We start from the raw sequence: 23,035 nt of genomic DNA on the forward strand, positions 1-23,035 counted from the left end.
TTCACCTTGGATGGCTCAAAGCACTATGCTGAGGAAAAGATGGAAAATATCGAGATCGACATGAAAGAAACATTGATCACGCTGACGTCTGATATTGTCGCCGCTCACGTCGCCAACAATAATGTTGCGGTCGAAGAGGTGCCCCAGCTTATCAAGAGCATCTATTCGGCGCTGGCCGACCTCGGCGAAACCGAAGTGATCGAAGAAGAAGCGCCCAAGCCGGCAGTCGCCGTGCGCTCTTCGGTGAAGCCCGATTACATCGTGTGTCTGGAAGACGGCAAGAAGCTGAAAATGCTGAAGCGCCATCTGATGACCCATTACAATCTCACGCCGGAGCAATACCGCCAGCGCTGGGGCCTGCCCGCCGATTATCCGATGGTCGCCCCGAATTACGCGGAGAAGCGCCGGGAACTCGCCAAGAAGATCGGCCTCGGCCGCAAGCCGGGCCAGCGCAGGGGCCGCAAGCCGCGCGCGAAGGCCTGATTTACGTCAAGCCGACGACTTGTGAAAAAAGCCCCACGGCGCTAAGCTCTGTGGGGCTTTTTTATTCGACGAGACAAACTTTGCCACACGCTATCGACATCGAACAATTGTGCCATGATCGCGGCTTGCGGATCACAGAGCAGCGACGCGTCATTGCCCGCGTCCTTTCGGAGAGCGATGACCACCCCGATGTCGAAAAGCTGCACGAACGTGCATCCAGCATCGACCCGGGCATCTCGATCGCCACCGTCTATCGAACCGTCCGCCTGTTCGAAGAAGCCGGCATCCTTGACCGGCACGATTTCGGCGATGGCCGCGCCCGTTATGAAGCCGCGCCGGAAGCGCATCACGATCATCTGATCGATGTCGAATCCGGCAAGGTCGTCGAATTCGTCGATCCCGAACTCGAAGCCCTGCAAAAGCAGATTGCCGAAAAGCTGGGATACCGGCTGGTCGATCATCGCATGGAACTATACGGCGTCAAGATCGACCGCGAAGGCTGAGCCACGCCATGTCAGCGCCGTCTCCCCGCATCGGGCTGACGGGTTGGTCCGTGCTGATTGCCAGGGTCATGCTGATGCTGGCCCTGCTGCTGTTCTGCCTTCCGTTCTATTATCTCTGGCGATTGCTCGGCCTGCGCCGCTTCTGGCCCCGCATGTTCCTTTCAGGTATCGGCCGCATCGCAGGCATGCGGCTGACCATCAAAGGCACGCCCAGGCGGAATGCCCTGTATTTGTCCAACCATGTAAGCTGGCTGGACATCCCCGCGATCGCCACCGCCAGCGGCAGCGCATTCGTTGCGCATGACGGGCTGGCGGCGAACCCCATATTGCGATCGCTGTGCCGAATGAACGACACCGTGTTCGTTGCCCGGCACCGGCGCAGCAGTGTGTCGGGGCAGGCCGAGGCGATCCGCTTCGCGCTGGATGATGTCGGGGCGATCACCCTGTTTCCGGAAGGCACGACCGGCGATGGGGAAAGCCTGCTTCCCTTCAAATCGGCGCTGCTTTCCGCCATCGAGCCATTGCCCGAAGGCATCGCCGTGCAGCCGGTCCTGCTCCTCTACAGGCAAGCGCGGCGGATTGCGTGGCTGGGCGAGGAGTCCGGCCTGGACAATTTCAAGCGGATCGTCGGCAGCCTGCGCCCCGTCCATGTCACCGCATGGTTCCTGGAACCTCTTTCAGGAGAAGCGCTGCACAATCGCAAGACCATGGCGGCCGTCGCCTGGACCGCCATAGTCGCCCGATTGCAGGAGGCATGAGGTCCGCTCTTCAAAAACCGAGCGTTTTGACCTAAGGGCGCGACCCATGCGCTCCACCTCGCCCCCCAGGACCTATCGGGTCAAGAGCTTCGGCTGCCAGATGAACGTCTATGACGGCGAGCGCATGTCCGAGCTGCTGGCCGAGCAGGGCCTGACTCCGGCTGCCGACGGGGCGGACGCGGATCTGGTGGTCCTCAATACCTGCCACATCCGGGAAAAGGCGGCGGACAAGGTCTATTCGGACATCGGCCGCCTGCGCCGCGAGGATGGCACCACCCCGCTCATCGCCGTGGCGGGCTGCGTCGCACAGGCGGAAGGCGAGGAAATCATGGCCCGCGCGCCATCGGTCTCCATGGTGGTCGGCCCGCAGGCCTATCATCGGCTGCCCGAAATGGTGGAGCGGGCCGCGGCCGGGCAGCGCGCAACCGACACCGACATGCCCGCGGCCGCCAAGTTCGCCGCCCTTCCCGCCCGCCGCAGGGCTGGCGCATCCGCTTTCCTCACCGTTCAGGAAGGCTGCGACAAGTTCTGCACCTATTGCGTGGTGCCCTATACCCGTGGCGCGGAAATCTCCCGGCCTTTCGACGATTTGCTGGCCGAGGCGGAGAGACTGACCGAAGCCGGCGCGCGCGAGATCACCTTGCTGGGGCAGAATGTGAACGCCTGGACCGGAGAAGATGCGAAGGGCCGGGCGATCGCATTCGACGGCCTTGTCCGCGAACTGGCAAAGCTGCCGGACCTGCAGCGCATACGCTACACCACCAGCCATCCCAATGACGTGACCGAAGGATTGATCGCCGCGCATGGCGAAGTGAGCAAGCTGATGCCCTATCTGCACTTGCCGGTGCAATCGGGCAGCAATCCCATCCTCAAGGCAATGAACCGCAGCCACACGGCCGAAAGCTACCTCCGGCTGCTGGAGCGTTTCCGCGCGGCAAGGCCGGACATCGCACTCTCGGGCGATTTCATCGTCGGCTTCCCCGGCGAAACCGAGCAGGATTTTTCCGACACGCTGCAACTCGTCGATTCCGTGGGTTATGCGCAGGCCTTCAGCTTCAAATACAGCCCCCGCCCCGGCACTCCGGCAGCCACGATGGAGCACCAGATCGCACCCGGGGTAATGGATGAGCGGCTCCAGCGCCTCCAGGCCGCGATCAACCGGGACCAATATGCCTTCAACCGGAAATCGGTCGGCCTGCGCTGCGACGTGCTGGTGGAGCGCAAGGGCAAGCATCCCGGGCAATGGCTGGGCAAGTCGCCCTGGCTGCAATCGGTGCATTTCGAAGGGGATGCCAAAATCGGCGATATGGTTACCGTCGACCTGGCCGAAGCAGGCCCCAATTCCCTGCGCGGCATCCTGGCCACACAAGCGGCGGCCTGACGCTTTTTCCACCGGCGCATGGCGCAGAAGCGCTTGCGCCTGAATACGGCGCGCTTATCCTGCAACTCACCACACGAAAGGAGCGCATGGCCCGCAAAGCTTCCCGCGCAGATCATTCTGCGCTCGCCCATCCCGAGGATCGCCGCGACGCATCGCGCCGCGCCCGGGTTGAAGTGGAATTCGACGAACAGACGGTGCTTGGGGCGCTGTTCGGCGAATTCGATGCCAATCTCGTCCAGATCGAAAACCGTCTCGGCATTTATATTTCCGCGCGCGGCAACCGGGTGCAGATCGAAGGGCCGGAAGATGGCGTCGCGCGCGCGCGCGAGGTTCTGCGGGGAATGCACCAACGCCTGCTGGCCGGGCAGGAGCTGGACGCCGGCGCGATCGAAGCCCTGATCGCCATGTCCAGCGAACCTACGCTCGAAGGGATCATTTCCGGCAAGGAAAGCAGCCCCCCCATCATGATCCGCACCCGGCGCAAGACCATTGTGCCCCGCTCGGCCACGCAGATCGAATATATGCGGTCCCTCGCCAAGGACGAGATCATCTTCGCGCTCGGCCCCGCAGGCACGGGCAAGACCTATCTTGCCGTCGCCCAGGCTGTCAGCCAACTCATCACCGGCAGCGTGCAGCGGCTGATCCTCTCGCGTCCGGCAGTGGAAGCAGGGGAGCGGCTGGGCTTCCTGCCGGGCGACATGAAGGAGAAGGTCGATCCCTATCTCCGTCCGCTCTACGACGCGCTTTACGACTGCATGCCGCCCGAGCAGGTGGAACGGCGCCTGGCCTCGGGCGAAATCGAGATCGCGCCGATCGCCTTCATGCGCGGCCGCACCCTGGCCGATGCCTTCGTGATCCTGGACGAGGCCCAGAACACCACCCCGGCGCAGATGAAGATGTTCCTCACCCGCTTCGGCCAGAACAGCCGCATGGTCATTTGCGGCGATCCGAAACAGGTCGACATTCCGGGTGGCGTCTCGCAGAGCGGCCTTGCCGATGCGGTCAACCGCCTGGAAGGGATACAGGGCATCGGCATGATCCGGTTCAGCGCGGCGGACGTCGTGCGCCATCCCATCGTCGGCCGCATCGTCGAAGCCTATGAAGGCAAGGACAACTGAACCGTTCAGCCGCACCCCTGGCAATGGAACTGGAAACGGACATTGAGGACCCCTGGCCCGCCGTGGTGGACTGGGAGGGGCTGGCCTGCCGTTCGGCGGAGGCGCTCGCGGCCATTGCGCCGGAGCTTGCCAATCCGCGCCTGGTCGCCAGCATCCTGTTCACCAGCGACAGCGAAATCCACGCACTGAACCGGGAATGGCGGAAAAAGGACAGGCCCACCAATGTGCTGTCCTTTCCCATGGTCGAACGTGAAGAACTGCTTGCATTGCCTGCCTCCGGCCCGCCCGTTCTGCTGGGAGACATCGCCCTGGCGCAGGAAACATGCGCGCGCGAAGCATCCGAGAAGGGAGTGCCGCTGGCCGATCACGCCGCCCATCTGGTGATCCACGGGATGCTCCATCTGGCGGGCCACGATCATGAAATCTCGGCGGACGATGCGCGGATTATGGAAAAACTCGAAATAAAGGCGCTTGCACAACTGGGCATCGCCGACCCATATGGGGACCATACACAACCTCAGGGGGATGAGTAACGGGCGATGCCCGACGAAAGACATGGCGAAGCCAGCGCGGGAGACGCGGACAGTAGCAGCGGTCTCTGGCGCGTGATCCGGCGCTTCTTCGAGGGGGAAAGCGATGAGCAATCCCTGCGAGAGCAGCTGGAAGAAGCGATCGACGAGCACGAGGAGGAGCATCGCGGCGACGATGCCGGCAACAGCAATGGCGACCTTTCCAAGGTCGAATTGCAGATGCTGCGCAATCTCCTCCACTTCAGCGAGCATGACGCCGACGACGTGGCGATTCCCCGCAGCGAGATCATCGCCGCGCCGGCCTGTGCGTCATGGGAAGAGCTGGTCGGGCTGTTCGCCGAACATGGCCACTCGCGCCTGCCAGTCTATCGCGACACGCTCGATGAAGTGATCGGGATGATCCACATCAAGGATGTGTTTCCCTATCTGGCGACCGGCAAGCAGCCGCCCGCCGACTGGACCACGCTGATGCGCCAGCCGCTTTACGTGCCGCAGGCTCGAAACGCGGTGGACGTGCTGGCCGACATGCGCGCGCGCCGGACCCATCTCGCCATAGTGGTGGATGAATATTCCGGGGTCGACGGGATCATCACCATCGAGGATCTGGTCGAGGAGATCGTCGGCGACATCGAGGACGAGCATGACGACGCGCCCGAGGAACTGATTATACCGATCGGCGACGGAATATGGGAAGCCGACGCGCGGGCCGAGCTTGAAGATGTCGCCGAAAGGATCGACGAGCGGCTGGGCGAGGTCGAGGAATCCGTCGATACGCTGGGCGGGCTGGCCTTCGTGCTGGCAGGCCAGGTGCCGCCGGTCGGAACGGTGCTGACCCATGAAAGCGGCTGGCGGATCGAAATCATCGGCGGGAATGAACGCCACGTCACGCGATTGCGGCTGCATCCGCCCGCCCCGGGCAGGCCCGAGGGAGAGGACGGATAGGCGTCGATAAGTCCGATTGAGGCAGTGACAGGGTATTGTAAGCTCATTAATCTTGTCCACCTTCGGCCCGAATGCCTATGGGGAACTGCAAAGCAGCCATCCTTCTGGGATCAGACACTCTGTAACTTACCGCGATGCCTGTCCGCCGCCTGCCTCCTCTCCGCGCACTCGAAGCCTTCGTGCGTATCGTGCGCCTCGGTTCCGCGCGTGCGGCGGCGGATGAACTCGGCCTGTCTCCGTCCGCGCTTTCCCGCCGTGTGGCCAATCTGGAAGATTTCATCGGCAAGAAGCTGTTCACCCGCGCCCATCAGACGATGAAGCTGACGGACGACGGCCGGGTGTTCTACGACGCGGTGGCCCCGCATCTGGAAGCGCTGGCGCTGGCGGTGGAAGGGCAGTCCGAAAACCATTCGCTCCTGCGGCTCCACCTCGGCGTCCTGCCGCTGTTCGGAAGCCAGCGGCTGTTCCCCCGCCTGCCCGAGCTGCGCAAGCTGCATCCGCGCCTGCATCTGGATATCGACACCGGCCCGCATCTGGAAAATCGGGTGGGCGATACGCTGGATTGCGCGATCATCCTGACCCGCACCCCGGACGAATCCTTCCACTCGGTGCAGCTGGACCATAATCTGGTCCATGCGATCTGTTCGCCGGAACTGGCGGCGGAGCTTGGCAATGTGCCCGATGTCGAGAAGCTCGCGAAGCAGACCTTCCTGATCCACAACGAGCTGCCGGACAGTTTCGGCGCATGGAAGGAGGCGCTGGGCATCTCGAATCTGGAACCGGCCGCGATCGACCATTACGATTCGGGCCAGCTGATCCTCGAAGCCGCGGCACAGGGCCTGGGCATCGCCATCATGCATGACGACCATTTCCGCCGCGCGGCCGACAAGCGGATCACCCAGCTTTACAATGTCTCGGTCGAAAGCCCCTACAGCTACTGGTTCGTCTGCCGGCCCAAGGCGCTGGAAACGCGCCCGGTCCGGCTGTTTCACGACTGGCTGTCCCAGGCCCGTCTCTGAGGCCCTGCCATCGGCGGCGAGGGCGCCAGGCGGACTCCGATCCGCCCGGAATCAATTCACGGGTGCCTGCCCGCCTTCAGTTGACGGTCGCCTTGACGATCTTGCCCGGATTGGCCGGCGGCTCGCCCTTGGGAAGCGCGTCGATATGCTCCATGCCGGATTCCACCTCGCCCCACACGGTATATTGCTTGTCGAGGAAGCGGGCATCGTCGAAGCAGATGAAGAACTGGCTGTTCGCGCTGTGCGGATAGGATGTGCGCGCCATGGAGCACACGCCGCGCACATGCGGCTCGTCATTGAATTCCGCCTGCAGGTCCGGCTTGTCGGAGCCGCCCGTGCCGGTGCCGTTGGGGCAGCCGCCCTGCGCCATGAAGCCGGGAATCACGCGGTGGAACACGACGCCGTCATAAAAGCCTTCCCGCACCAGCTCGGCGATCCGCTCGACATGGCCGGGCGCCAGATCGGGGCGCAGCTTGATTACGACATCGCCGGATTCCAGGGAAAGTGTCAGCTTTTCGTCAGCCATGATAATGCAAACTCCTTGATGTGTTGCCGCTGCTATAGGGATGCGAGGAATAAAGTCACGCGCCACGGCTCTCGCCGGTTGCTTTTGCGCCGCACAATTATACACCACGCGCGATGGCGAGCGAGGAACATGACGAAACGCTGCTGGCCGAGTCGGCCGCCGACCGCGCGATAGCGGGAGAAAGCACGCGCGCCGATCGCATGGACGAGGAAGACCGGCTCAAGTCCGGATATGTCAGCAGCATCCGCCGCGCGCTGGAAGAAGGCGAGAGCGGGCTGGTCTACGATCTGGTCGAGCCGCTCCATCCGGCCGACATCGCCGACCTGTTCGAGCTGCTGGAACCTCAGGAACGCCTCCACCTCGCCGCCGCCATCACCGATCTGATGACCGGCGACGTGATCGCCGAGCTGAACGACTACGTCCGCGACGACATGATGGAGGCGCTGCCGCCGCAGGCCGTCGCCGAGATCGCGGAACAGCTCGAAACCGATGACGCCGTCCAGCTGATCGAGGATCTCGACAAGGAAGATCAGGCCGCCGTCCTTGCCGAACTCGACCCGGAAGACCGCGCCGCGATCGAAAGCGCGCTGGCCTATCCGGAGGAAACCGCCGGCCGCCTGATGCAGCGCGACCTCGTCGCGGTGCCCGAGCATATGACCGTGGGCGACCTGATCGACTACCTGCGCGAGAACGGCAATCTGACGACGGAATTCTGGGAAGTGTTCGTGGTCGATCCGCAGCATCGCCCGGTCGGCACCTGCCAGCTGTCGTGGATTCTGCGCACCCCGCGCCATGTTGCCCTGGCCGATGTGATGAAGCGCGACCAGACCCTGATCCCGGTGACGATGGATCAGGAGGAAGTGGCGCTGCGCTTCCAGAAATATGCGCTGATCTCCGCGGCCGTGGTCGATGAAGGCGGGCGGCTGGTCGGCCAGCTCACGGTCGACGACATCGTCCACATCATCCAGGAAGAAGCATCGGAAGACGTGCTGCTGCTTTCCGGCGCGGGCGAAGGCGACATCAACGAGCCGCTGCGCGACGCCTATGCCGCCCGGGTCCGCTGGCTGATCGCCAATCTCGGCACGGCCATGATCGCGTCCCTGATTATCGCCACTTTCGGCGCGGCCATCGAAAAGCTGGTGGCCCTCGCCATTCTCATGCCCATCGTCGCCTCGGTCGGCGGCAACGCGGGCACGCAGACCATGGCGGTGGCGGTGCGCGCCATTGCCATGAACCAGCTCACCCGCACCAACACGCGGCGCATATTGTGGCGCGAACTGCGGGTTGCGATGCTGAACGGCAGCACGGTCGCGGCGCTGATCGGCCTTGCCACCGCCGTGATCTTCTCCCCTTTGCTCGGCGCGGTGATCGCGCTCGCGGTCATCATCAATATCATCACGGCGGGAATGGCGGGGGTGATCGTGCCGGTGCTGTTCGACCGGCTCAAGCAGGACCCGGCCGTCGCCAGCACGGTGTTCGTCACCATGATTACCAATTCCATGGGCTTCTTCGCCTTCCTCAGCCTGGCGGTGGCGAGCGGGCTGGTTTGACGGCGCCCTTGCCCTGCGCGGCGCAGGCCCTATCTCATTCCCATGCCGCTCCACATGACCAAGATCGCCTTCGGGGCCGCCAGCGTGGAGAGCCTGCGCGACTGGCTGGAAAGCCGCGACGAACCGCAACTGACCACGCGCTACCTGCCCAAGCGGCATGAGGAGATGGTGGGCGGCTCGCTCTACTGGATTCACGAGCATGTGCTGGTCGGCCGCAGCCCGATCAGGCGATTCTCGCAACGGGACGACGGGCGCTGGACCATCGCGCTCGAACCCGTCCTCGTCAGGGTGGAGCCGCGCGCCCGGCGCGCCCATCAGGGCTGGCGCTATCTGGACGAAAAGGACGCCCCGCCCGATCTTGCGGAAGGTTCGCTGGCCGGGGAGCCTCTGCCCGCCAGGCTGGTGAGCGAGCTGGCGAAGCTGGGTCTGGCCTGACCTGCTGTTGCCCGCAAGGGTCGGAAACGACCGCCTGCATTGCGGCACAGGTCCGTGGCAAGGCGCCCGGCGGCCGTCACAATCGGGCAACAGACCCGAGGCAAGGAAAGGCTTTCCCGACCGAACGAGGGTCATATGAAAGCGTTTAGCCTTCGCCATTTCGCCTTAGCCTTTTGCGCGGCGCTGCTGACCGTCGCCGCTCCCGCATGGGCCGAGAGATTTACCGTGGCGGTGGTGCCGGATACGCAGAATTATGCCGATGCCGCCCTTCCGCAGCCGCGCGGGGCCGATACCTTCGCGCAGCAGATGCAATATCTGGTGGACAAGCGCGAAGAAAAGAATCTGGTGTTCGCCGCCTTCGTCGGCGACATCGTCCAGCATGGCGACGGGCAGTTCCGCCAGAAAATCGAGGGCGCCGCCGAAGGCCAGTTCCGCTATTGGGATACCCGCGCCGAATGGGACAATGCCAATCGCGCCGTGTCGATCCTCAGCCGCTCGCCGATCCCCTTCGGGATGTCGCCCGGCAATCACGACTATGACAATTACAGCTGGTGGGACGGGCCGGACAGCCCCGGCGCCGCCCGCCCACTTTCCGGCGGGCGGACGTGGGACCTTTATTTCGGTCCGCAGTCGCGCCATTTCGCGGGCAAGCCCTGGTATGGCGGATCGTTCAATCAGGGGCTGAACAGCTATCAGCTCTTCACCGGCGGCGGCAAACGCTTCCTGCACCTGTCGCTGGAGATGCAGCCGACCCCGGCCGCCCTCGCCTGGGCGCAGGAGGCGATCGACGCCAATCCCGGCCTGCCGGTCATCGTCACCACGCATGAATGGCTGCACCCCGTCCTTCCCGGCGAGACAAAGCGATCCAATGGCTACCAGTTCTATTTCGAGGGCAGCGATCATCTGCCCCCCGATGAGATATGGGACCGCTTCATCCGCAAGAATCCGGCGATCTTCCTGGTTCTGTGCGGCCATAACTGGACGCCCACCGTGGATGGCGTCTCGCAGGGCGAAAATCTGCGGATCGACCGCAACGATGCCGGTTATCCGGTCTATCAGGTGCTGCAGGACTATCAGGGCAACACCATCGGCCCGGATGGCAAGCCGGGTTCCGACAATGGCGGCGCGGGCTGGCTGCGCTTCATCGAGTTCGATACCGACAGCCGCAAGATTCACTTCTATACCTATTCTACGCTGCTGGACCGCTATGCGGGCCGGAATGGAGAAAAGACGTTCGGCGCCCCCGCCCGCTATTCCGATTTCGTGCTGGATTTCCCGCCACAGCTGCTGAAATAGCCACCCGGCTTTTCCGCCCTCACTGACCTGCCGCCCCACCCGGCCCCACCCAGCCTCGCCCCCACGGGTGAGGCTTTCCGGGTTTGCGCCCTACTGCCTCCCTTCCCCGCAACCGGCCCTCTTCCCCTCAAGTGAGAGGCGTTGTGGCGAATGCCGCCACTCATTTGCATCAAAGTAAATTGCAAGTTATTATCAATTGCATTAATTGCGGCTCGCTTTGTGTTTGAGTCGAGATCCAAAAGGGTTGGCCGAATCCAGGGCGGGAGGATCAGGATCAGCAATTGAGGGTTGCTCAAATGATATCAAAATTCTCACTCTTGATCGGTGGCTCGCTCGCCGTGCTCGCTGTACCGGCCGCGGCCCAGACGAGTGAAAACCGAGCAGATCCCGGGGACGACATCGTCGTTACCGGTATCTACACACTGCCCGACAAGATCGACACGGCGACCGGGCTCGGCCTTACCGTCCGGGAAACGCCCCAATCCGTCAGCATCATGACCGCCCAGCGCATCCTCGACCAGAATCTGGTCAGCGTCGCGGACGTGCTGGTGAACAGCGTGGGCGTGGCGGTCAACGAAGTCGACGATGTGCGCAACTCGTTCTACGCGCGCGGTTTCGAGATCAGGAACACGCAGATCGATGGCGTGCCGGCGGCCTGGACGCTGGCCGGCTCCAATGGCGAGACCAATATCGACGTGTCGGTCTTCGAGCGCGTCGAGATCGTGCGCGGCGCGACCGGCCTGCTGAGCGGCGCGGGCGATCCGTCCGCTTCGGTCAACCTGGTCCGCAAGCATGCCGACAGCACCGACTGGACCGGCTATGTCAACGCCAGCTACGGAAGCTGGGACACATGGCGCGTCTCGGCCGACGTGGGTGGCGCGCTCACCGCGGACGGCCGCATCCGCGTGCGCGGGGTGGGCCGGTATGAAGAGGGCGAAAGCTATATCGACCTCTACGACAACAAGAAGTTCGTGCTCTACGGCGTGGTCGACGCCGATCTGACCGACACGACGCTGGTCCGCGCCGGTATCAGCCATCAGGAAGGCAAGCCCAAGGGCGCGCTGTGGGGCGCGCTGCCCACTTTCTATACCGATGGCAGCGCAACCGATTTCGCCCGTTCGCAGAGCGTGGCGGCCGACTGGACATACTGGAACACGACCAACCAGAATATCTTCGCGACCGTCCGGCAGGAACTGGGCGACAAATGGAGCATCACCGTCAACTACAACCGGCTGAAGAACACGTCCCGGACCCAGTTGCTCTATCTCTATGGCGAGGTTGACAAGGCGGCCGGCACGATTGCCTTCAGCAATCCCTATAAATCCGCTGGCCAGAGCGTCCAGAACAGCTTCGACGGACAGTTGAAGGGCGCCGTAACCCTGTTCGGCCGCGATCATGAGGTCGTACTCGGCGCACTGCATAGTGTGCTCAAGCGGCATACGGACAATTTCGAGGCGCCGTTCCCATGGCCGAGCGACGTTCCATTCGTCGGCCTGGAGGGCGCGACCTTCGCCGAGCCGGTGTGGGGCACCACGCCGATCCGCAACGAGGAGGAACGGATCGAGCAGACGGGCTATTACGGCGCGGTCCGCCTCGACGTCGCCGACCCGCTCAAGCTCATCCTGGGCGGCCGCCTGGCAAGCTGGAAGCAGAAGGGCTTCGCCTGGAGCGGGCCAAGCGAATATGGCGATGACGATGTGTTCATCCCCTATGTCGGCGCGCTGTTCGACATCACGTCCAACCATCAACTCTATGCGAGCTACACCAAGATTTTCCAGCCGCAGAACCTGCGCGACCGGAACCTGGACCTGCTCGATCCGCTCAACGGCAAAGCCTATGAGATCGGCCTGAAGAGCAGCTTCTTCGACAATGCGCTGCAGACCTCGATCGCGCTGTTCCGCATCGAACAGGACAATGTCGGCCAGCCCGACATCATGGTCATCCCGCCCGGCGGCGGTCTGCCGCAGCAGACCTATATCGCGGCCGAAGGCGTGACCAGCAAGGGCTTCGAGCTGGAGCTTACCGGCGAGGTGCTTCCCGGCTGGAACATCAACGCCAGCTACAGCCAGTTCAAGGCGGATGACGAGAACGGCACTCCCGCGAATACCGATCAGCCGCGCAAGCTGCTGAAGCTGTTCACCACCTACACCGTCGCGGATATTCTCGGCGGGCTGACCTTCGGCGGCGGCGTGAATTACCGCAGCAAGGCTTATTCGGAAGGAACCAATCCGGTCACGGCCGCGCCTTTCCGCTTCCAGCAGGACGGTTATGCGCTGGTCAGCCTGATGACTCGCCTTGCGGTGAACGAGAACCTCCAGTTGCAGGCCAATGTCGAAAACCTGTTCAACAAGAAGTTCTACAGCCAGATGGGCTTCTACAGCCAATATCGCTACGGCGCCCCGCGCAACTTCAGCATCAGCGCGAACTATCGTTTCTGACCGGCCCCTGACAGGCGAGGTGCCCGGCGCTGAATTGCCGGGCACCTGCGCCGGATAGGGGAGGCCGGAGCGCCCCCGCCCTTTTTTCGTTACCCCCGTTCTCCTCGTCATGGGCGCAGGGCCAGCCGGTTGACGCAGAACGCCCGAAATGTGCATTTGCATTTCGGCCCACTGCGCCCCGCATCCCCGCTATGAACAGCCCTTCGCACGCCAGAACCGGCGCTCATCCGGTGTGACCTTTCGCGGAGCAGCCTCACGGCCCGTCCAGATCGCCATCCATGACGAATGGAGCGACAAGTAAGGATGCGGGATGCCCTGCGCGTCATCCGGCAGGATAAGGCAGATTTACGCGATGTAGGAAAGGCTCCGGCGAGAAGCCCGGCCCGCTGTTCAAGTCCCCTTTTCGTCACCCCCGTGCAAACGAGGACCGAGTTAGCCCATTCCTTCTCCCGCCCTTTTCAGGCGGAAGCGCCGTCGCCCGCACGCTCGACAGCCTGCCGCAGGATGGCCGCATAGGTCGCCGGGTCCTGCGCGCCGGGGATCAGCATCCGCCCGTTCACCACCATCGCCGGAACGCCGGTGATGTTCATCTGGAAGGCGCGATCCTCCTCCCAGGCAACCTTGCCGTCGAGGCCGTCATCCGCCAGCGCCGCTTCCACACCGCCGCGATCAAACCCGGCTTCGGCCGCGATGTCGAGCAGCACCACCGGATCGGACACATTGCGCCGCTGCTGGAAATGCGCGCGGAACAGCGCGAGCTTGAGCCGCGTCTGCGCGTCCGGCCCGTGGGTTTCCAGCGCCCAGCGCAGCAGGATATGCGCGCGGCGCGTGTTCCACATCATCGCCGGCGGCGGATGGCCTTCCCCCTGCCAACCCATGTCGAAGCCGGCCTGCGCCGCCAGCGTGGATATCCTGTTGGAGATTTCCGCGAATTGTTCCGGGCTGCGGCCATATTTGCGCGCGATATGCGCGTCGCGCGGCTCGCCTTGCGGCGGCATGTCCGGATTAAGCTCGAAGGGCTGCCAGCGCAGGGTCGCGACGATCTCGCCATCCAGCTCCGCCAGCGCCTGCTCGAGATGCTTGTAGCCGATCACGCACCATGGGCACATGACATCCGACCAGATGTCGATGACGACCCGGGACGTCACCGCTGCAGCCACCATTTCAGCAGCTGATGGGCGATCGCCTGCGGCGGCGGCGGGGTGAACGCCGCTCCTTGCGCGCCGGTCAGCGCGTCCACCACCTCGGCGCGGCTGAACCAGCGGGCGTCCTCCAGCTCGGTCCGGTCGACGGTCAGTTCCGTCTCATTGGCGAAGGCATGGCAGCCCACCATCAGCTGGGACGGAAACGGCCAGGGCTGGCTGGCGACATAGGAAACGTCGCGCACCGTCACGCCCGCTTCCTCCAGCACTTCGCGCGCGACCGCCCCCTCTATCGTCTCGCCCGGCTCCACGAAGCCCGCCAGCGCGGAATAGAAACCGGCCGGGAAGCGCGGCTGCCTGCCGAGCAGCAGATTGCCGCCATGCTCCACCAGCATGATGGTGACGGGATCGACCCGGGGGAAGTGCTGCGCCTTGCAGGCGCCGCAATCGCGCTGCCAGCCGCCCTTGGCGAGCTGGGTCGGGGCGCCGCATTGCGCGCAGAAGCGGTGGCGCGCGTGCCAGTCCACCAGGCTGCGCGCCATTCCGTAGATGCCGAGATCGTCGTGGCCCAGGATGCCCATGGCCGCGCGGGCGCGGCTGCCCATCTGCAGGGCGCCCGCGTCGCCCGCCTCCGGCACCGCGGCGAAGCAGGCCCGCCCGTCGCGCAGGCCGAGAAAGACCAGATCGGCACCCGGCGGGCAATCGGCCAGGCTGCCCCATTCCAGCTCGTTCTGCGGGGTCAGGACAGGGTCAAGCCCGTCGAGCTTGACCAGCCGCGCGCGCCAGTCCTTCAACTCCTCCAGCTTCGCCGGATCGGTGCGAATATAGTCCGCGCGGTCGATCGAGCCTCCGGAAAAGCTGATTGTGGGATAGCTCATGGCCGCTCGACTCCGATCATCAGGATTGCGTCGTTCATGGCCACCTTAGGAAAATCGCGTTGCAGGGGATAGGCTTCCACCGGCATATATTGCGTATAGAGGCCGCCGCGCCAACCACGTTTGAGATCGGCGAAGGCGATTGTGCCGGCGGCCCCGCCCCAGCCGAAGGTTCCTTCCTCCTCGCCCAGCCCGGAACGGCCGCCCGCGCCGAAGCCGCCGCCATTGGCCAGCGTGCCAGCCGTGCCGACGCCCGGCGGCAGCAGGTTCGAGGTGCCGAGACGCACCGCCGCCTCGCTCATCACGCGCTTGCCGTCCAGCTTGCCGAAGCCGAGCAGCATCCGCAGGAAGCGGTCGTAATCGCGCGGGCTGCTGATCAGGCCCGAACCGCCGAAGGGAAAGGGCGGCTCATCGAGGAAAACCGATGCCGTGGCGGGGTCGAGCGGGATCAGAAGGCCCTGCATGATGCCGTAATTGGTGGTCAGCCTGCCCGCTTCGCTTGCGGGCACCCGGAAGAAGGTGCTGGTCATGCCCAGCGGATCGAACAGCCGTTCCCGCAGGAAGCGGTCGAAGCTCTTGCCGGAGACGACCTCGATCACCCGCCCCATCAGGTCCAGCGAGGTCGAATAGCTCCACTTCGTGCCGGGCTGATAGACCAGCGGCATTTCGGCGAGGCGGTCGGCGAACGCCGTCAGGCTCGGCGCGGTCGGCCCGGCGCCGAACACCTGCGCGATCGGCAGGCGGCTGATCTCCCCCGGGACCAGCCCCGCCTTGACATAGGCAGCCTTGAGCGGCCCCTTCTGGATGATGGAATAGCCAAGCCCCGCGGTATGGGTCAGGAGGTGGCGGATGGTGATCGGCCGCGCGGCCGGGACCAGATCGTCGATCGGCCCGTCGGGCAGGCGCTGGACCTTCATCCGGGCGAATTTGGGCAGGATCTCCGCGACCGGCTGATCCAGCCCCAGCTTGCCCTCGTCGATCAGGATCATCGCCGCCATGCCGGTTATCGGCTTGGTCATCGAATAGATGCGGAACAGGCTGTCCGCCCCCACCGCGCCCGGCTTGCCCAGCGTCCGGGCGCCCCTGGCCAGGATTTCGGCCTCGTCCTGGGCGAACCCCATGGCCGCCACGGCCCCCGCCAGCCTGCCCGACGTCACATAGTCCGAAACCATGCGGCCGACGCCTTGCCATGGGGCGGCGCGGGCCTGGGTCTGGCCCCATGCGGGGAAGAAAGGCATTGCGGCGAGGCTGGCGCCGAAGCCCGCCAGAATGGTGCGGCGTGAAAGGAGCAGTTCCGGGCCAGCTTGCTGCGGCATCATCAATCCCTCGTGGCCAGAGCCAGACGGGCCGCCTTCGCGAAGAGCGTGGGAAGGCCCGCCTCGTCAAGCCGGCCAAGCGGCCACCATTCCCCCGCACTCCGGCCAAGCGCAGCCCAGTCCCGGCCTCTGTAGAGCGCAAGCTCCATTCTCAGCCCGAAATGGGTGAAGCCATGCTGAACGACGCCGCCCGTCTCCCACTGCCCTTCCAGCGGGGAGCCGCCCGATCCATCGGCGCGGGCGGACCAGCCATCGTCGGGCAAGGCGCGCATTCCGCCGAGCATGCCTTCCCCCGCCCGCCGGACCAGCCAGACCGCGCCGTCCCGCTCGATCCAGAAAGCCCGCCCGCGCCGTTCCGGCCGGGCCTTCTTGGGCAGCTTGACCGGATAGCGTGCCGGATCGCCTGCGAGACGCGCTACGCATTGCATCGAAAGCGGGCAGATCAGGCAGTGCGGTTCCCTCGGCGTGCAGATGGTCGCCCCCAGATCCATCATGGCCTGCGCGAAGTCCCCCGCTCGCTGGCGCGGCGTAATCTCTTCCGTTCGGGCGCGGATCGCCTTGCGCGCGCCCGGCAGAGGCTCATCGATGGCGAAGAGGCGGGCGACCACCCGCTCCACATTGGCATCGACCACCACCGCCCTTCTACCGAAGGCAATGGCGGCGACCGCGGCGGCGGTATAAGCGCCCAGCCCCGGCAGCTCGCGCAGTTCCTCTTCCGTCCGGGGGAACTCGCCCAGTTCGGCCACCGCTTTGGCGCAAGCGACCATGTTCCGGGCGCGCGCATAATATCCCAGCCCCGCCCAGGCGGCCATGATCTCCTCTTCCGGGGCGGCGGCCAGCGCCTCGACATCGGGCCAGCGCGCCGTGAAGCGCTCGAAATAAGGGATCACCGCCGCAACCGTGGTCTGCTGCAGCATCACTTCCGACAGCCACACGCGATAAGGCTCCGGCGGCTCCTGGCCGGGCGGGCTGCGCCACGGCAGAACCCGCGCGTGGTTCCCGTACCACCCGAGCAAGCTGCTCGCGATCTCGTCCTCGCTGGCGTCCACGCGCCCGCTATGGCATGGCGGAAAGCGGAATGGAACGGGACCCGACAGATCGGCCGCAAAAAGCGGGCGCCAAGACCCGCAAGGGCGCGGCGCGCGCCTATGAGCGCCCCCGTGGCGGCGGCCCTCGCGCCATTGGGGATCTGATGCCCCAGGTCGGACGCACGGCTTTCCGCCGGTTCGGCTTCGTGCAATCGAGCGTCGTCAGCCGGTGGCCTGAAATCGTCGGCGAAACCCATGCGAAGGTGTGCCTGCCGGAATCGATCAGGTTTCCGCCGGGGGAAAAGAGCGACGGCATCCTGCAGCTGGTGGTGGTTCCGGCTCATGCCCCGCTGATCCAGCATCTGTTTCCGGAAATCATGGAACGGGTGAATCGCTTCTTCGGCTATCGCGCGGTCGCCAAGGTGAAGATACGGCAAGGCGCGGTTAAGCAGGCCGGTGGTGAAAGCCGCGCCGGCGCGCCGCCGTCGCTCAAGCCGATTCCCCTGGAACTGGGGGAATCATTGCGCGACATCGGCGATCCCGAATTGCGCACCGTGCTTGAATCCCTCGCCCGCAGCCTGGGCGGCAAGGAGGATAAATGAAGATTGCCCGTCTCGCCCGCAGCACCCGGCTTGCCGTCGCCCTGCTCGGCATCGCTTTCGTCAGCGCGGGCGCCGCTCCCAACTGGAACATCACGGTGGCGCAGACGGAAGGCGGCGGCCATCGGCTGGGCAACCCCGCCGCCAAGGTCAAGCTCATGGAATTCGTAAGCTATACCTGCCCGCATTGCGCCCATTTCGAGACGGAAGCCGCCGATCCGCTGCGGGTGGGCTACATCGCCCAGGGCAAGGTGTCGGTGGAGGTCCGCCACATCATCCGCGACCCGGTCGACCTGACCGCCGTCATGCTCGCGGAATGCGGCCCGAAGGAGAAGTTCTTCCTCAATCATTCGACCTTGCTCCGCAACCAGGGCACATGGCTGAAGAAGATGTCCAATCTCAGCGAAGCGCAGCGCAACCGCTGGGTGGCCAGCAATTATGCGGCCCGCCGCCGCGCCATCGCCAAGGATCTCGGCTTCTACGATCTGATGGCCCGGCGCGGCTACGACCAGCTTGCGGTCGACAAGTGCCTGGCCGACGAGAATTTTGCGCGGCAGCTCGCCGAGCAGAGCGAAACCAGCGCGCGGGAATTCGGCGTGGAGGGCACGCCCAGCTTCGCGCTGAACGGAACCCTGCTGGCCGGGACCCATAGCTGGGATGTGCTGAAGCCGCAGATCGATGCCCATTTCTAAGCGTGGTTTAGCTGTGGAATAAGGCCCGCCATGCAAGGCGCGCAGCTTTGCGCAAGGAAACGCATCGGCTAGCCTTCCAATCGAAATTCCGGGGATGTCATTATCATGAGCAGATTTCGCCGCATTGCCCTCGCCACCCTGTTCGCCGTCCCGTTCTGCCTGGGCTTAGGCGCCTGCGGAAAGGGCGATGAAACGGCCGCCGGAACCCCGAAAGGGGAACCGATCGCCGCGATCCAGGCCCCGGCGGGCAAGGCATGGGCCGATACCGTCACCATCACGCCGGAAGGCGGCTATCTGCTGGGCAACCCGAACGCCCCGCTCAAGCTCTTGGAATATGCGTCCCTCACCTGCCCGCATTGCGCCGATTTTTCCAGGGACGCGGCGGAGAAGCTGCGCGACGAATATGTGGCGAGCGGTGTGGTCAGCTATGAATTGCGCAACCAGATTCATGACGGGCTGGACCTGACCATGGCGATGCTGACGCGCTGCGGCGCGCCGGAGAGCTTCCATGCGTTGAGCGAGCAGGTCTGGCTCAACCTGCCGCAGATCGTCCAGACGGCCCAGGGCAACCAGGCGGCGATGGCGGCCGCGATGAAGTCCGAGGACCAGTCGAAGAGATACAAGGCAATCGCCGATGCCGCCGGGCTGACCGATTTCTTCGCCGCGCGCGGGATCAGCAGCGATCAGGCGGGAAGCTGTCTGGCCGATGCCGCCAAGGCGGAGCAGATCGTCCAGAACTCGCAGAAGCAATCCGAAGAACTGCAGGTGGACGGGACCCCCACCTTCTTCCTCAACGGGCAGAAGCTCGATGTGCGGAGCTGGAAGGATCTGGAACCCATCCTGCAAGACGCCGGCGCCCGGTAGAGAGCGCCGGAGCGGAAGCGCGGCGAGGCGGCGATGCGGATCAGCAAGCTCAAGCTCAGCGGCTTCAAGAGCTTCGTGGAACCCGCCGAACTGCGCATAGAGCCCGGCCTGACCGGCGTGGTCGGGCCGAATGGCTGCGGCAAGTCCAACCTGCTTGAAGCGATCCGCTGGGTGATGGGCGAGAACTCGCCCAAGAGCATGCGCGGCGCCGGCATGGAGGACGTGATCTTTGCCGGGACGGCGCAGCGGCCGCCCCGTGATTTTGCCGAAGTCGTGCTTCATGCCGAAACCGACGATCGCGAGGAACTGCAAGTCACCCGCCGGATCGAACGCGGCGCGGGCAGCGCCTATCGCGTCAACGGGCGCGACGTGCGGGCCAAGGACGTCGCCCTGGTGTTCGCCGATGCGGCGACCGGGGCGCACAGCCCCGCTCTCGTCAGCCAGGGCCGCATCGCCGCCGTGATCGCCGCGCGCCCTGCGGAGCGGCGCCAGATGCTGGAGGAAGCGGCCGGGATCGCCGGGTTGCACGTCCGCCGGCGCGATGCGGAAGGCAAGCTCAGGCAGACGGAAGCCAATCTGTCCCGGCTCGACGACCTCATGGCCGGGCTCGACTCGCAAATCGCCAGCCTGCGGCGTCAGGCGCGGCAGGCGGAACGCTACAAGGCGCTGTCCGACCAGATCCAGCAGGCCGAGGCGCGCCTGCTGTTCGCGCGGTGGCGCGACGCCGCGGCCGCTGCGGCGGAGGCTCGCCAGCAGGCCGAGGCGGCGGAGCGGAAAGTGGCGGAAACCCAGGCCGCCGTGAACGAGGCGCAAAAGACGCAGGCCCAGGTGGCGGCGGCTCTGGCGCAAGCGCGCGAGCAGCTCGCGGACCGGCGGGACGACGCCACCGCTCATGGTCACCGCATGGCCACGCTGGCGAGCCAGCTCGAAGCGGCGGAGCAGCGCCTGGCCGATCTCGACCGGCAAAAGACGAGGCTGGAGGAAGATCAGGGGGAGGCCGACCGGCTGACCCGGGATGCGGCGGAGGCCCTGACCCGGCTGGAGGCGGAATTGGCCGAGGGCCAGAAATCCCTCGCCCTGGAAGAAGCGCGCCGCCCTTCGCTCGCCACCACGCTCGAACAGGCGGAGCGCGAAGGCCGGGCAGCGGAACTGGCGCTGGCCAAGGCCACCGCCGATCAGGCCGGAGTGGAAGCGGAATGGCGGGTAGCCGATGCCGAATTCGCGCAGGCGGAAGCAAGGCTTGAAAGGCTGGAGCGGGAAACGCGCCGCTTGGCGGAAGCACGTTCCGCCCTCGCCCCGCCGGAGGATCTGGAGCAGGCGGTCGCCACGGCGAAAGCGGAGGCAGAAGCCGCCGCGGCAAGGCAGGCGGAGTTGCGGGAGGCGCTGAGCCGCCTCCAGTCCCGCAAGGAAGAACTCGCGAGCACACGGGACGAAGCGACGGCGGCGCTTGCCGCCGCAAAGGCCGAGCTGGCGGGCATCGAACGGGAATACAACGGGTTGCAGCGCGATCGCGAAGCGCGATCGAAGCAGGCGGCAAACAAGCATGGGTTGCCTGCCGCGCTCGATGGCGTGCGGGCCGCGCCGGGCTATGAGCGCGCGCTGGCGGCTGTATTGGGCCGCGATGCCAAGGCCCCGCTGGGGACACCGCAAGGCGACCCGGAAGGCCGCTTCTGGACCGGAGCGGCCAGCCCCGCCCCGGTGCCGGAAAGCCTTGCGGCGCATGTTCCGCAATGCCCGCCGCAACTCGCGGCCCGGCTCGCCCTGGTCCATGTGGCGGATGCCGACGACGGCCGCGCCCTGGCTCCCGGTGAATGGCTGGTCACAAAGGATGGCAGGCTGCGGCGCTGGGATGGCTTCCTTGCGCGCGGCGAAGGCGCGGCGGAAGCGGCCCGGCTCGAAGCCGAGAACCGCCATGCCGAGCTGGCGACGGAACTGCCGGCCAGGCGGGCGAATGCGGAACGGGCAGAACAGCTCAAGCAGGCAACGGAAGAACAATTGAGCGCGCTGCAGCGCGAGCTGATCGCGGCCGAGCGCGAGGTAAGCGCGGCCATCGAGGAGGAACGCGCCGCCCTGCGCGCTCTGGACCAGGCGGAAGCGGCGCGGGAGCGGCTCGCGCTGAGGCTGCAGGAAATCGTCGCGGCCGAAGCCGATCTTGCCGAGCAGCGCGCGCAGGCGGAAGCGGAGCGTGGGACGGCGGCTGCCCGGCGCGCCGCCCTGCCCGATCCGCAAGCCGGCAGGACCATGCTGGACACCGCGCGCAGCCGGAACGATCTGGCGAGATCGGCGATACAGGCCGCCGCCGCGCAACTGGCCGCGCATGACCAGGCGCTCGCGGTGGGGCGGGAACGCGCCGCCGCGCGGGCGGCTGACATCAAGGGCTGGCAAGCCCGGGCCGGAGACGCCGCCCGCCGCCTGTCCGACATGGCCCGGCGCGCCGAGGAGATCGCCGAAGAACGCGCCATCATTGCCGACAAGCCCGCCGCCCTGCTGCGCCAGATCGAGGAAGGGGAGCAGATGCGGGAACGGCTCGGCCGGGAGCTGGCCGAAGCCGAAAGCGCGGTCGCCAGCGCAAGCGCCGAGGCGCAGGCGGCGGACAGGCAGCTTGCCGAGATCAACGAAGCCCTTGCCAGTGCCAGGGAATCCCGAGCCGGCGCCGTGGCCCGCGCCGAAAACGAGGAAGCGCGGCGCAGCGAAATGGGGCGCATTTCCGGCGAGCGCTTCCAGTGCCCGCCGCCGCTGCTGGCCGAACGGTTCGGCTTCACGGGTGAGGAGATTGCCAATTCCTCGGTCGAATCGGCGTCCCTCGAGAAGCTGGTCGCGGACCGGGAACGGATCGGCCCGGTCAATCTGGTCGCGGCTCAGGAACTCGCGGAGATCGAAACCCGCCATGGCGAAAGCGCGGCCGAGCAGGCCGAGCTTGCCGAAGCGGTCAACCGCCTGCGCGGATCGATCGGCAATCTGAACCGCGAAGGCCGGGAAAGGCTGCGGATCGCGTTCGAGGCGGTCGACACGCATTTCCGCCGCCTGTTCACCCGTCTGTTCGAAGGCGGGCTGGCCCATCTCGCGCTGGTCGACAGCGACGATCCGCTGGAAGCGGGCCTCGAAATATTCGCCCAGCCGCCCGGCAAGCGCCTGCAGTCGCTCTCGCTCCTCTCGGGGGGCGAGCAGGCATTGACCGCCGTGGCGCTGATCTTCGCGCTGTTCCTGACCAACCCGGCCCCGATCTGCGTGCTGGACGAGGTGGACGCCCCGCTCGACGACGCCAATATCGACCGCTTCTGCGACCTGCTGGACGCGATGGCCGGGGAAACCGACACGCGTTACCTGATCGTCACGCACAACGCGGTGACGATGAGCCGGATGCACCGGCTGTTCGGCGTCACCATGGTCGAGAAAGGGGTTTCCCGCCTCGTCAGCGTGGATCTCGGCGGCGCGGAGGAATTGCTGGCGGCGGAGTAGCGGCGAGAACCTTGCCCCTTCCCCCCGCCATCGCTACATGGCGCGGCAATTCCTCGCATTCCCGCGATCTGCCCTGAAGGA

General features: G+C 65.5%; 21 protein-coding genes. 16 read left to right on the forward strand and 5 right to left on the reverse strand.

Annotation, left to right across the window (positions count from 1 at the left end):
- Window positions 1-39 precede the first annotated feature (39 nt).
- From U8326_RS08110 to U8326_RS08145, 8 genes are all read left to right on the forward strand, one after another.
- Window positions 40-483: a MucR family transcriptional regulator gene (locus tag U8326_RS08110; protein WP_324743473.1), complete on the forward strand. Its 444-nt coding sequence runs from the start codon at window positions 40-42 to the stop codon at window positions 481-483.
- A gap of 80 nt (window positions 484-563) precedes the next feature.
- Entirely contained in the window at window positions 564-986 is a 423-nt protein-coding gene (locus U8326_RS08115; RefSeq protein WP_324743474.1) for a Fur family transcriptional regulator, read from the forward strand.
- Between the two features lie 8 nt (window positions 987-994).
- A complete protein-coding gene (locus tag U8326_RS08120; RefSeq protein ID WP_324743475.1) occupies window positions 995-1,744 on the forward strand; it encodes a lysophospholipid acyltransferase family protein in 750 nt (249 codons plus the stop codon).
- Window positions 1,745-1,790: 46 nt separating this feature from the next.
- Window positions 1,791-3,125, forward strand: a complete 1,335-nt coding sequence (gene miaB, locus U8326_RS08125; protein WP_324743476.1) for a tRNA (N6-isopentenyl adenosine(37)-C2)-methylthiotransferase MiaB — start codon at window positions 1,791-1,793, stop codon at window positions 3,123-3,125.
- An 86-nt stretch (window positions 3,126-3,211) separates the two neighbouring features.
- Entirely contained in the window at window positions 3,212-4,243 is a 1,032-nt protein-coding gene (locus U8326_RS08130) for a PhoH family protein (protein WP_324743477.1), read from the forward strand.
- 23 nt (window positions 4,244-4,266) lie between these two features.
- Complete coding sequence (ybeY, locus tag U8326_RS08135; RefSeq protein WP_324743478.1) at window positions 4,267-4,776, forward strand: rRNA maturation RNase YbeY; 510 nt, start codon at window positions 4,267-4,269, stop codon at window positions 4,774-4,776.
- Window positions 4,777-4,782: 6 nt separating this feature from the next.
- Window positions 4,783-5,715, forward strand: coding sequence for a hemolysin family protein (locus tag U8326_RS08140; RefSeq protein ID WP_324743479.1), 933 nt, complete (start codon window positions 4,783-4,785; stop codon window positions 5,713-5,715).
- A gap of 134 nt (window positions 5,716-5,849) precedes the next feature.
- Window positions 5,850-6,734, forward strand: a complete 885-nt coding sequence (locus U8326_RS08145) for a LysR substrate-binding domain-containing protein (RefSeq protein ID WP_324743480.1) — start codon at window positions 5,850-5,852, stop codon at window positions 6,732-6,734.
- A gap of 76 nt (window positions 6,735-6,810) precedes the next feature.
- Here the strand turns inward: U8326_RS08145 and U8326_RS08150 are convergent, their stop codons facing one another.
- A complete protein-coding gene (locus tag U8326_RS08150; protein WP_324743481.1) occupies window positions 6,811-7,260 on the reverse strand; it encodes a peptidylprolyl isomerase in 450 nt (149 codons plus the stop codon).
- A gap of 113 nt (window positions 7,261-7,373) precedes the next feature.
- On the opposite strand from U8326_RS08150, the gene mgtE reads away from it, so the two are divergent.
- The 4 genes from mgtE (at window position 7,374) to U8326_RS08170 (ending at window position 12,979) form a co-directional block, all read left to right on the forward strand.
- Window positions 7,374-8,810 (forward strand): magnesium transporter, encoded by a 1,437-nt coding sequence (gene mgtE / locus U8326_RS08155; RefSeq protein ID WP_324743483.1) that lies wholly within the window; start codon window positions 7,374-7,376, stop codon window positions 8,808-8,810.
- Between the two features lie 42 nt (window positions 8,811-8,852).
- The gene (locus U8326_RS08160; RefSeq protein WP_324743484.1) at window positions 8,853-9,245 is read left to right on the forward strand and encodes a DUF1489 domain-containing protein; all 393 of its coding nucleotides are present in this window, start codon (window positions 8,853-8,855) and stop codon (window positions 9,243-9,245) included.
- 135 nt (window positions 9,246-9,380) lie between these two features.
- Entirely contained in the window at window positions 9,381-10,541 is a 1,161-nt protein-coding gene (locus U8326_RS08165) for a metallophosphoesterase (protein WP_324743485.1), read from the forward strand.
- A 296-nt stretch (window positions 10,542-10,837) separates the two neighbouring features.
- Entirely contained in the window at window positions 10,838-12,979 is a 2,142-nt protein-coding gene (locus U8326_RS08170; RefSeq protein WP_324743486.1) for a TonB-dependent siderophore receptor, read from the forward strand.
- Between the two features lie 458 nt (window positions 12,980-13,437).
- Here U8326_RS08170 and U8326_RS08175 read toward each other — a convergent pair whose 3' ends face one another.
- The 4 genes from U8326_RS08175 to U8326_RS08190 are packed head-to-tail and all read right to left on the reverse strand — an operon-like array spanning window position 13,438 to window position 17,361.
- A complete protein-coding gene (locus U8326_RS08175) occupies window positions 13,438-14,127 on the reverse strand; it encodes a DsbA family oxidoreductase (protein WP_324743487.1) in 690 nt (229 codons plus the stop codon).
- Complete coding sequence (nudC, locus tag U8326_RS08180) at window positions 14,124-14,999, reverse strand: NAD(+) diphosphatase (protein ID WP_324743488.1); 876 nt, start codon at window positions 14,997-14,999, stop codon at window positions 14,124-14,126. Before nudC ends, U8326_RS08175 begins: the two co-directional genes overlap by 4 nt.
- The gene (locus tag U8326_RS08185; RefSeq protein WP_324743489.1) at window positions 14,996-16,315 is read right to left on the reverse strand and encodes a serine hydrolase domain-containing protein; all 1,320 of its coding nucleotides are present in this window, start codon (window positions 16,313-16,315) and stop codon (window positions 14,996-14,998) included. The genes nudC and U8326_RS08185 overlap by 4 nt, the downstream gene beginning before the upstream one ends.
- On the reverse strand, window positions 16,315-17,361 hold the full coding sequence (locus U8326_RS08190; RefSeq protein WP_324743490.1) for an A/G-specific adenine glycosylase: 1,047 nt from the start codon (window positions 17,359-17,361) through the stop codon (window positions 16,315-16,317). The genes U8326_RS08185 and U8326_RS08190 overlap by 1 nt, the downstream gene beginning before the upstream one ends.
- A 14-nt stretch (window positions 17,362-17,375) precedes the next feature.
- On the opposite strand from U8326_RS08190, the gene U8326_RS08195 reads away from it, so the two are divergent.
- From U8326_RS08195 to U8326_RS08210, 4 genes are all read left to right on the forward strand, one after another.
- Window positions 17,376-17,942: a DUF721 domain-containing protein gene (locus U8326_RS08195; protein ID WP_416385524.1), complete on the forward strand. Its 567-nt coding sequence runs from the start codon at window positions 17,376-17,378 to the stop codon at window positions 17,940-17,942.
- Entirely contained in the window at window positions 17,939-18,631 is a 693-nt protein-coding gene (locus U8326_RS08200; protein WP_324743491.1) for a thioredoxin domain-containing protein, read from the forward strand. Before U8326_RS08195 ends, U8326_RS08200 begins: the two co-directional genes overlap by 4 nt.
- Before the next feature lie 105 nt (window positions 18,632-18,736).
- Entirely contained in the window at window positions 18,737-19,495 is a 759-nt protein-coding gene (locus U8326_RS08205; RefSeq protein ID WP_324743492.1) for a thioredoxin domain-containing protein, read from the forward strand.
- A 33-nt stretch (window positions 19,496-19,528) separates the two neighbouring features.
- Window positions 19,529-22,954: a chromosome segregation SMC family protein gene (locus tag U8326_RS08210; protein WP_324743493.1), complete on the forward strand. Its 3,426-nt coding sequence runs from the start codon at window positions 19,529-19,531 to the stop codon at window positions 22,952-22,954.
- Window positions 22,955-23,035: the final 81 nt, after the last annotated feature.

The sequence above is a fragment of the Tsuneonella sp. CC-YZS046 genome (assembly GCF_035581365.1).
Taxonomy (GTDB): domain Bacteria; phylum Pseudomonadota; class Alphaproteobacteria; order Sphingomonadales; family Sphingomonadaceae; genus JAWKXU01.

Excerpts from the sequence above, each read along its gene's own strand:
- U8326_RS08150 (WP_324743481.1), bottom strand. The coding sequence starts at position 7,260 with ATGGCTGACGAAAAGCTGACACTTTCCCTGGAATCCGGCGATGTCGTA.
- U8326_RS08110 (WP_324743473.1), top strand. The coding sequence starts at position 40 with ATGGAAAATATCGAGATCGACATGAAAGAAACATTGATCACGCTGACG.
- U8326_RS08185 (WP_324743489.1), bottom strand. The coding sequence starts at position 16,315 with ATGATGCCGCAGCAAGCTGGCCCGGAACTGCTCCTTTCACGCCGCACC.
- U8326_RS08120 (WP_324743475.1), top strand. The coding sequence starts at position 995 with ATGTCAGCGCCGTCTCCCCGCATCGGGCTGACGGGTTGGTCCGTGCTG.
- U8326_RS08130 (WP_324743477.1), top strand. The coding sequence starts at position 3,212 with ATGGCCCGCAAAGCTTCCCGCGCAGATCATTCTGCGCTCGCCCATCCC.
- ybeY (WP_324743478.1), top strand. The coding sequence starts at position 4,267 with ATGGAACTGGAAACGGACATTGAGGACCCCTGGCCCGCCGTGGTGGAC.
- mgtE (WP_324743483.1), top strand. The coding sequence starts at position 7,374 with ATGGCGAGCGAGGAACATGACGAAACGCTGCTGGCCGAGTCGGCCGCC.
- U8326_RS08205 (WP_324743492.1), top strand. The coding sequence starts at position 18,737 with ATGAGCAGATTTCGCCGCATTGCCCTCGCCACCCTGTTCGCCGTCCCG.
- U8326_RS08160 (WP_324743484.1), top strand. The coding sequence starts at position 8,853 with ATGCCGCTCCACATGACCAAGATCGCCTTCGGGGCCGCCAGCGTGGAG.
- U8326_RS08170 (WP_324743486.1), top strand. The coding sequence starts at position 10,838 with ATGATATCAAAATTCTCACTCTTGATCGGTGGCTCGCTCGCCGTGCTC.
- U8326_RS08145 (WP_324743480.1), top strand. The coding sequence starts at position 5,850 with ATGCCTGTCCGCCGCCTGCCTCCTCTCCGCGCACTCGAAGCCTTCGTG.
- U8326_RS08165 (WP_324743485.1), top strand. The coding sequence starts at position 9,381 with ATGAAAGCGTTTAGCCTTCGCCATTTCGCCTTAGCCTTTTGCGCGGCG.
- U8326_RS08200 (WP_324743491.1), top strand. The coding sequence starts at position 17,939 with ATGAAGATTGCCCGTCTCGCCCGCAGCACCCGGCTTGCCGTCGCCCTG.
- U8326_RS08140 (WP_324743479.1), top strand. The coding sequence starts at position 4,783 with ATGCCCGACGAAAGACATGGCGAAGCCAGCGCGGGAGACGCGGACAGT.
- miaB (WP_324743476.1), top strand. The coding sequence starts at position 1,791 with ATGCGCTCCACCTCGCCCCCCAGGACCTATCGGGTCAAGAGCTTCGGC.
- nudC (WP_324743488.1), bottom strand. The coding sequence starts at position 14,999 with ATGAGCTATCCCACAATCAGCTTTTCCGGAGGCTCGATCGACCGCGCG.
- U8326_RS08195 (WP_416385524.1), top strand. The coding sequence starts at position 17,376 with ATGGCGGAAAGCGGAATGGAACGGGACCCGACAGATCGGCCGCAAAAA.
- U8326_RS08210 (WP_324743493.1), top strand. The coding sequence starts at position 19,529 with ATGCGGATCAGCAAGCTCAAGCTCAGCGGCTTCAAGAGCTTCGTGGAA.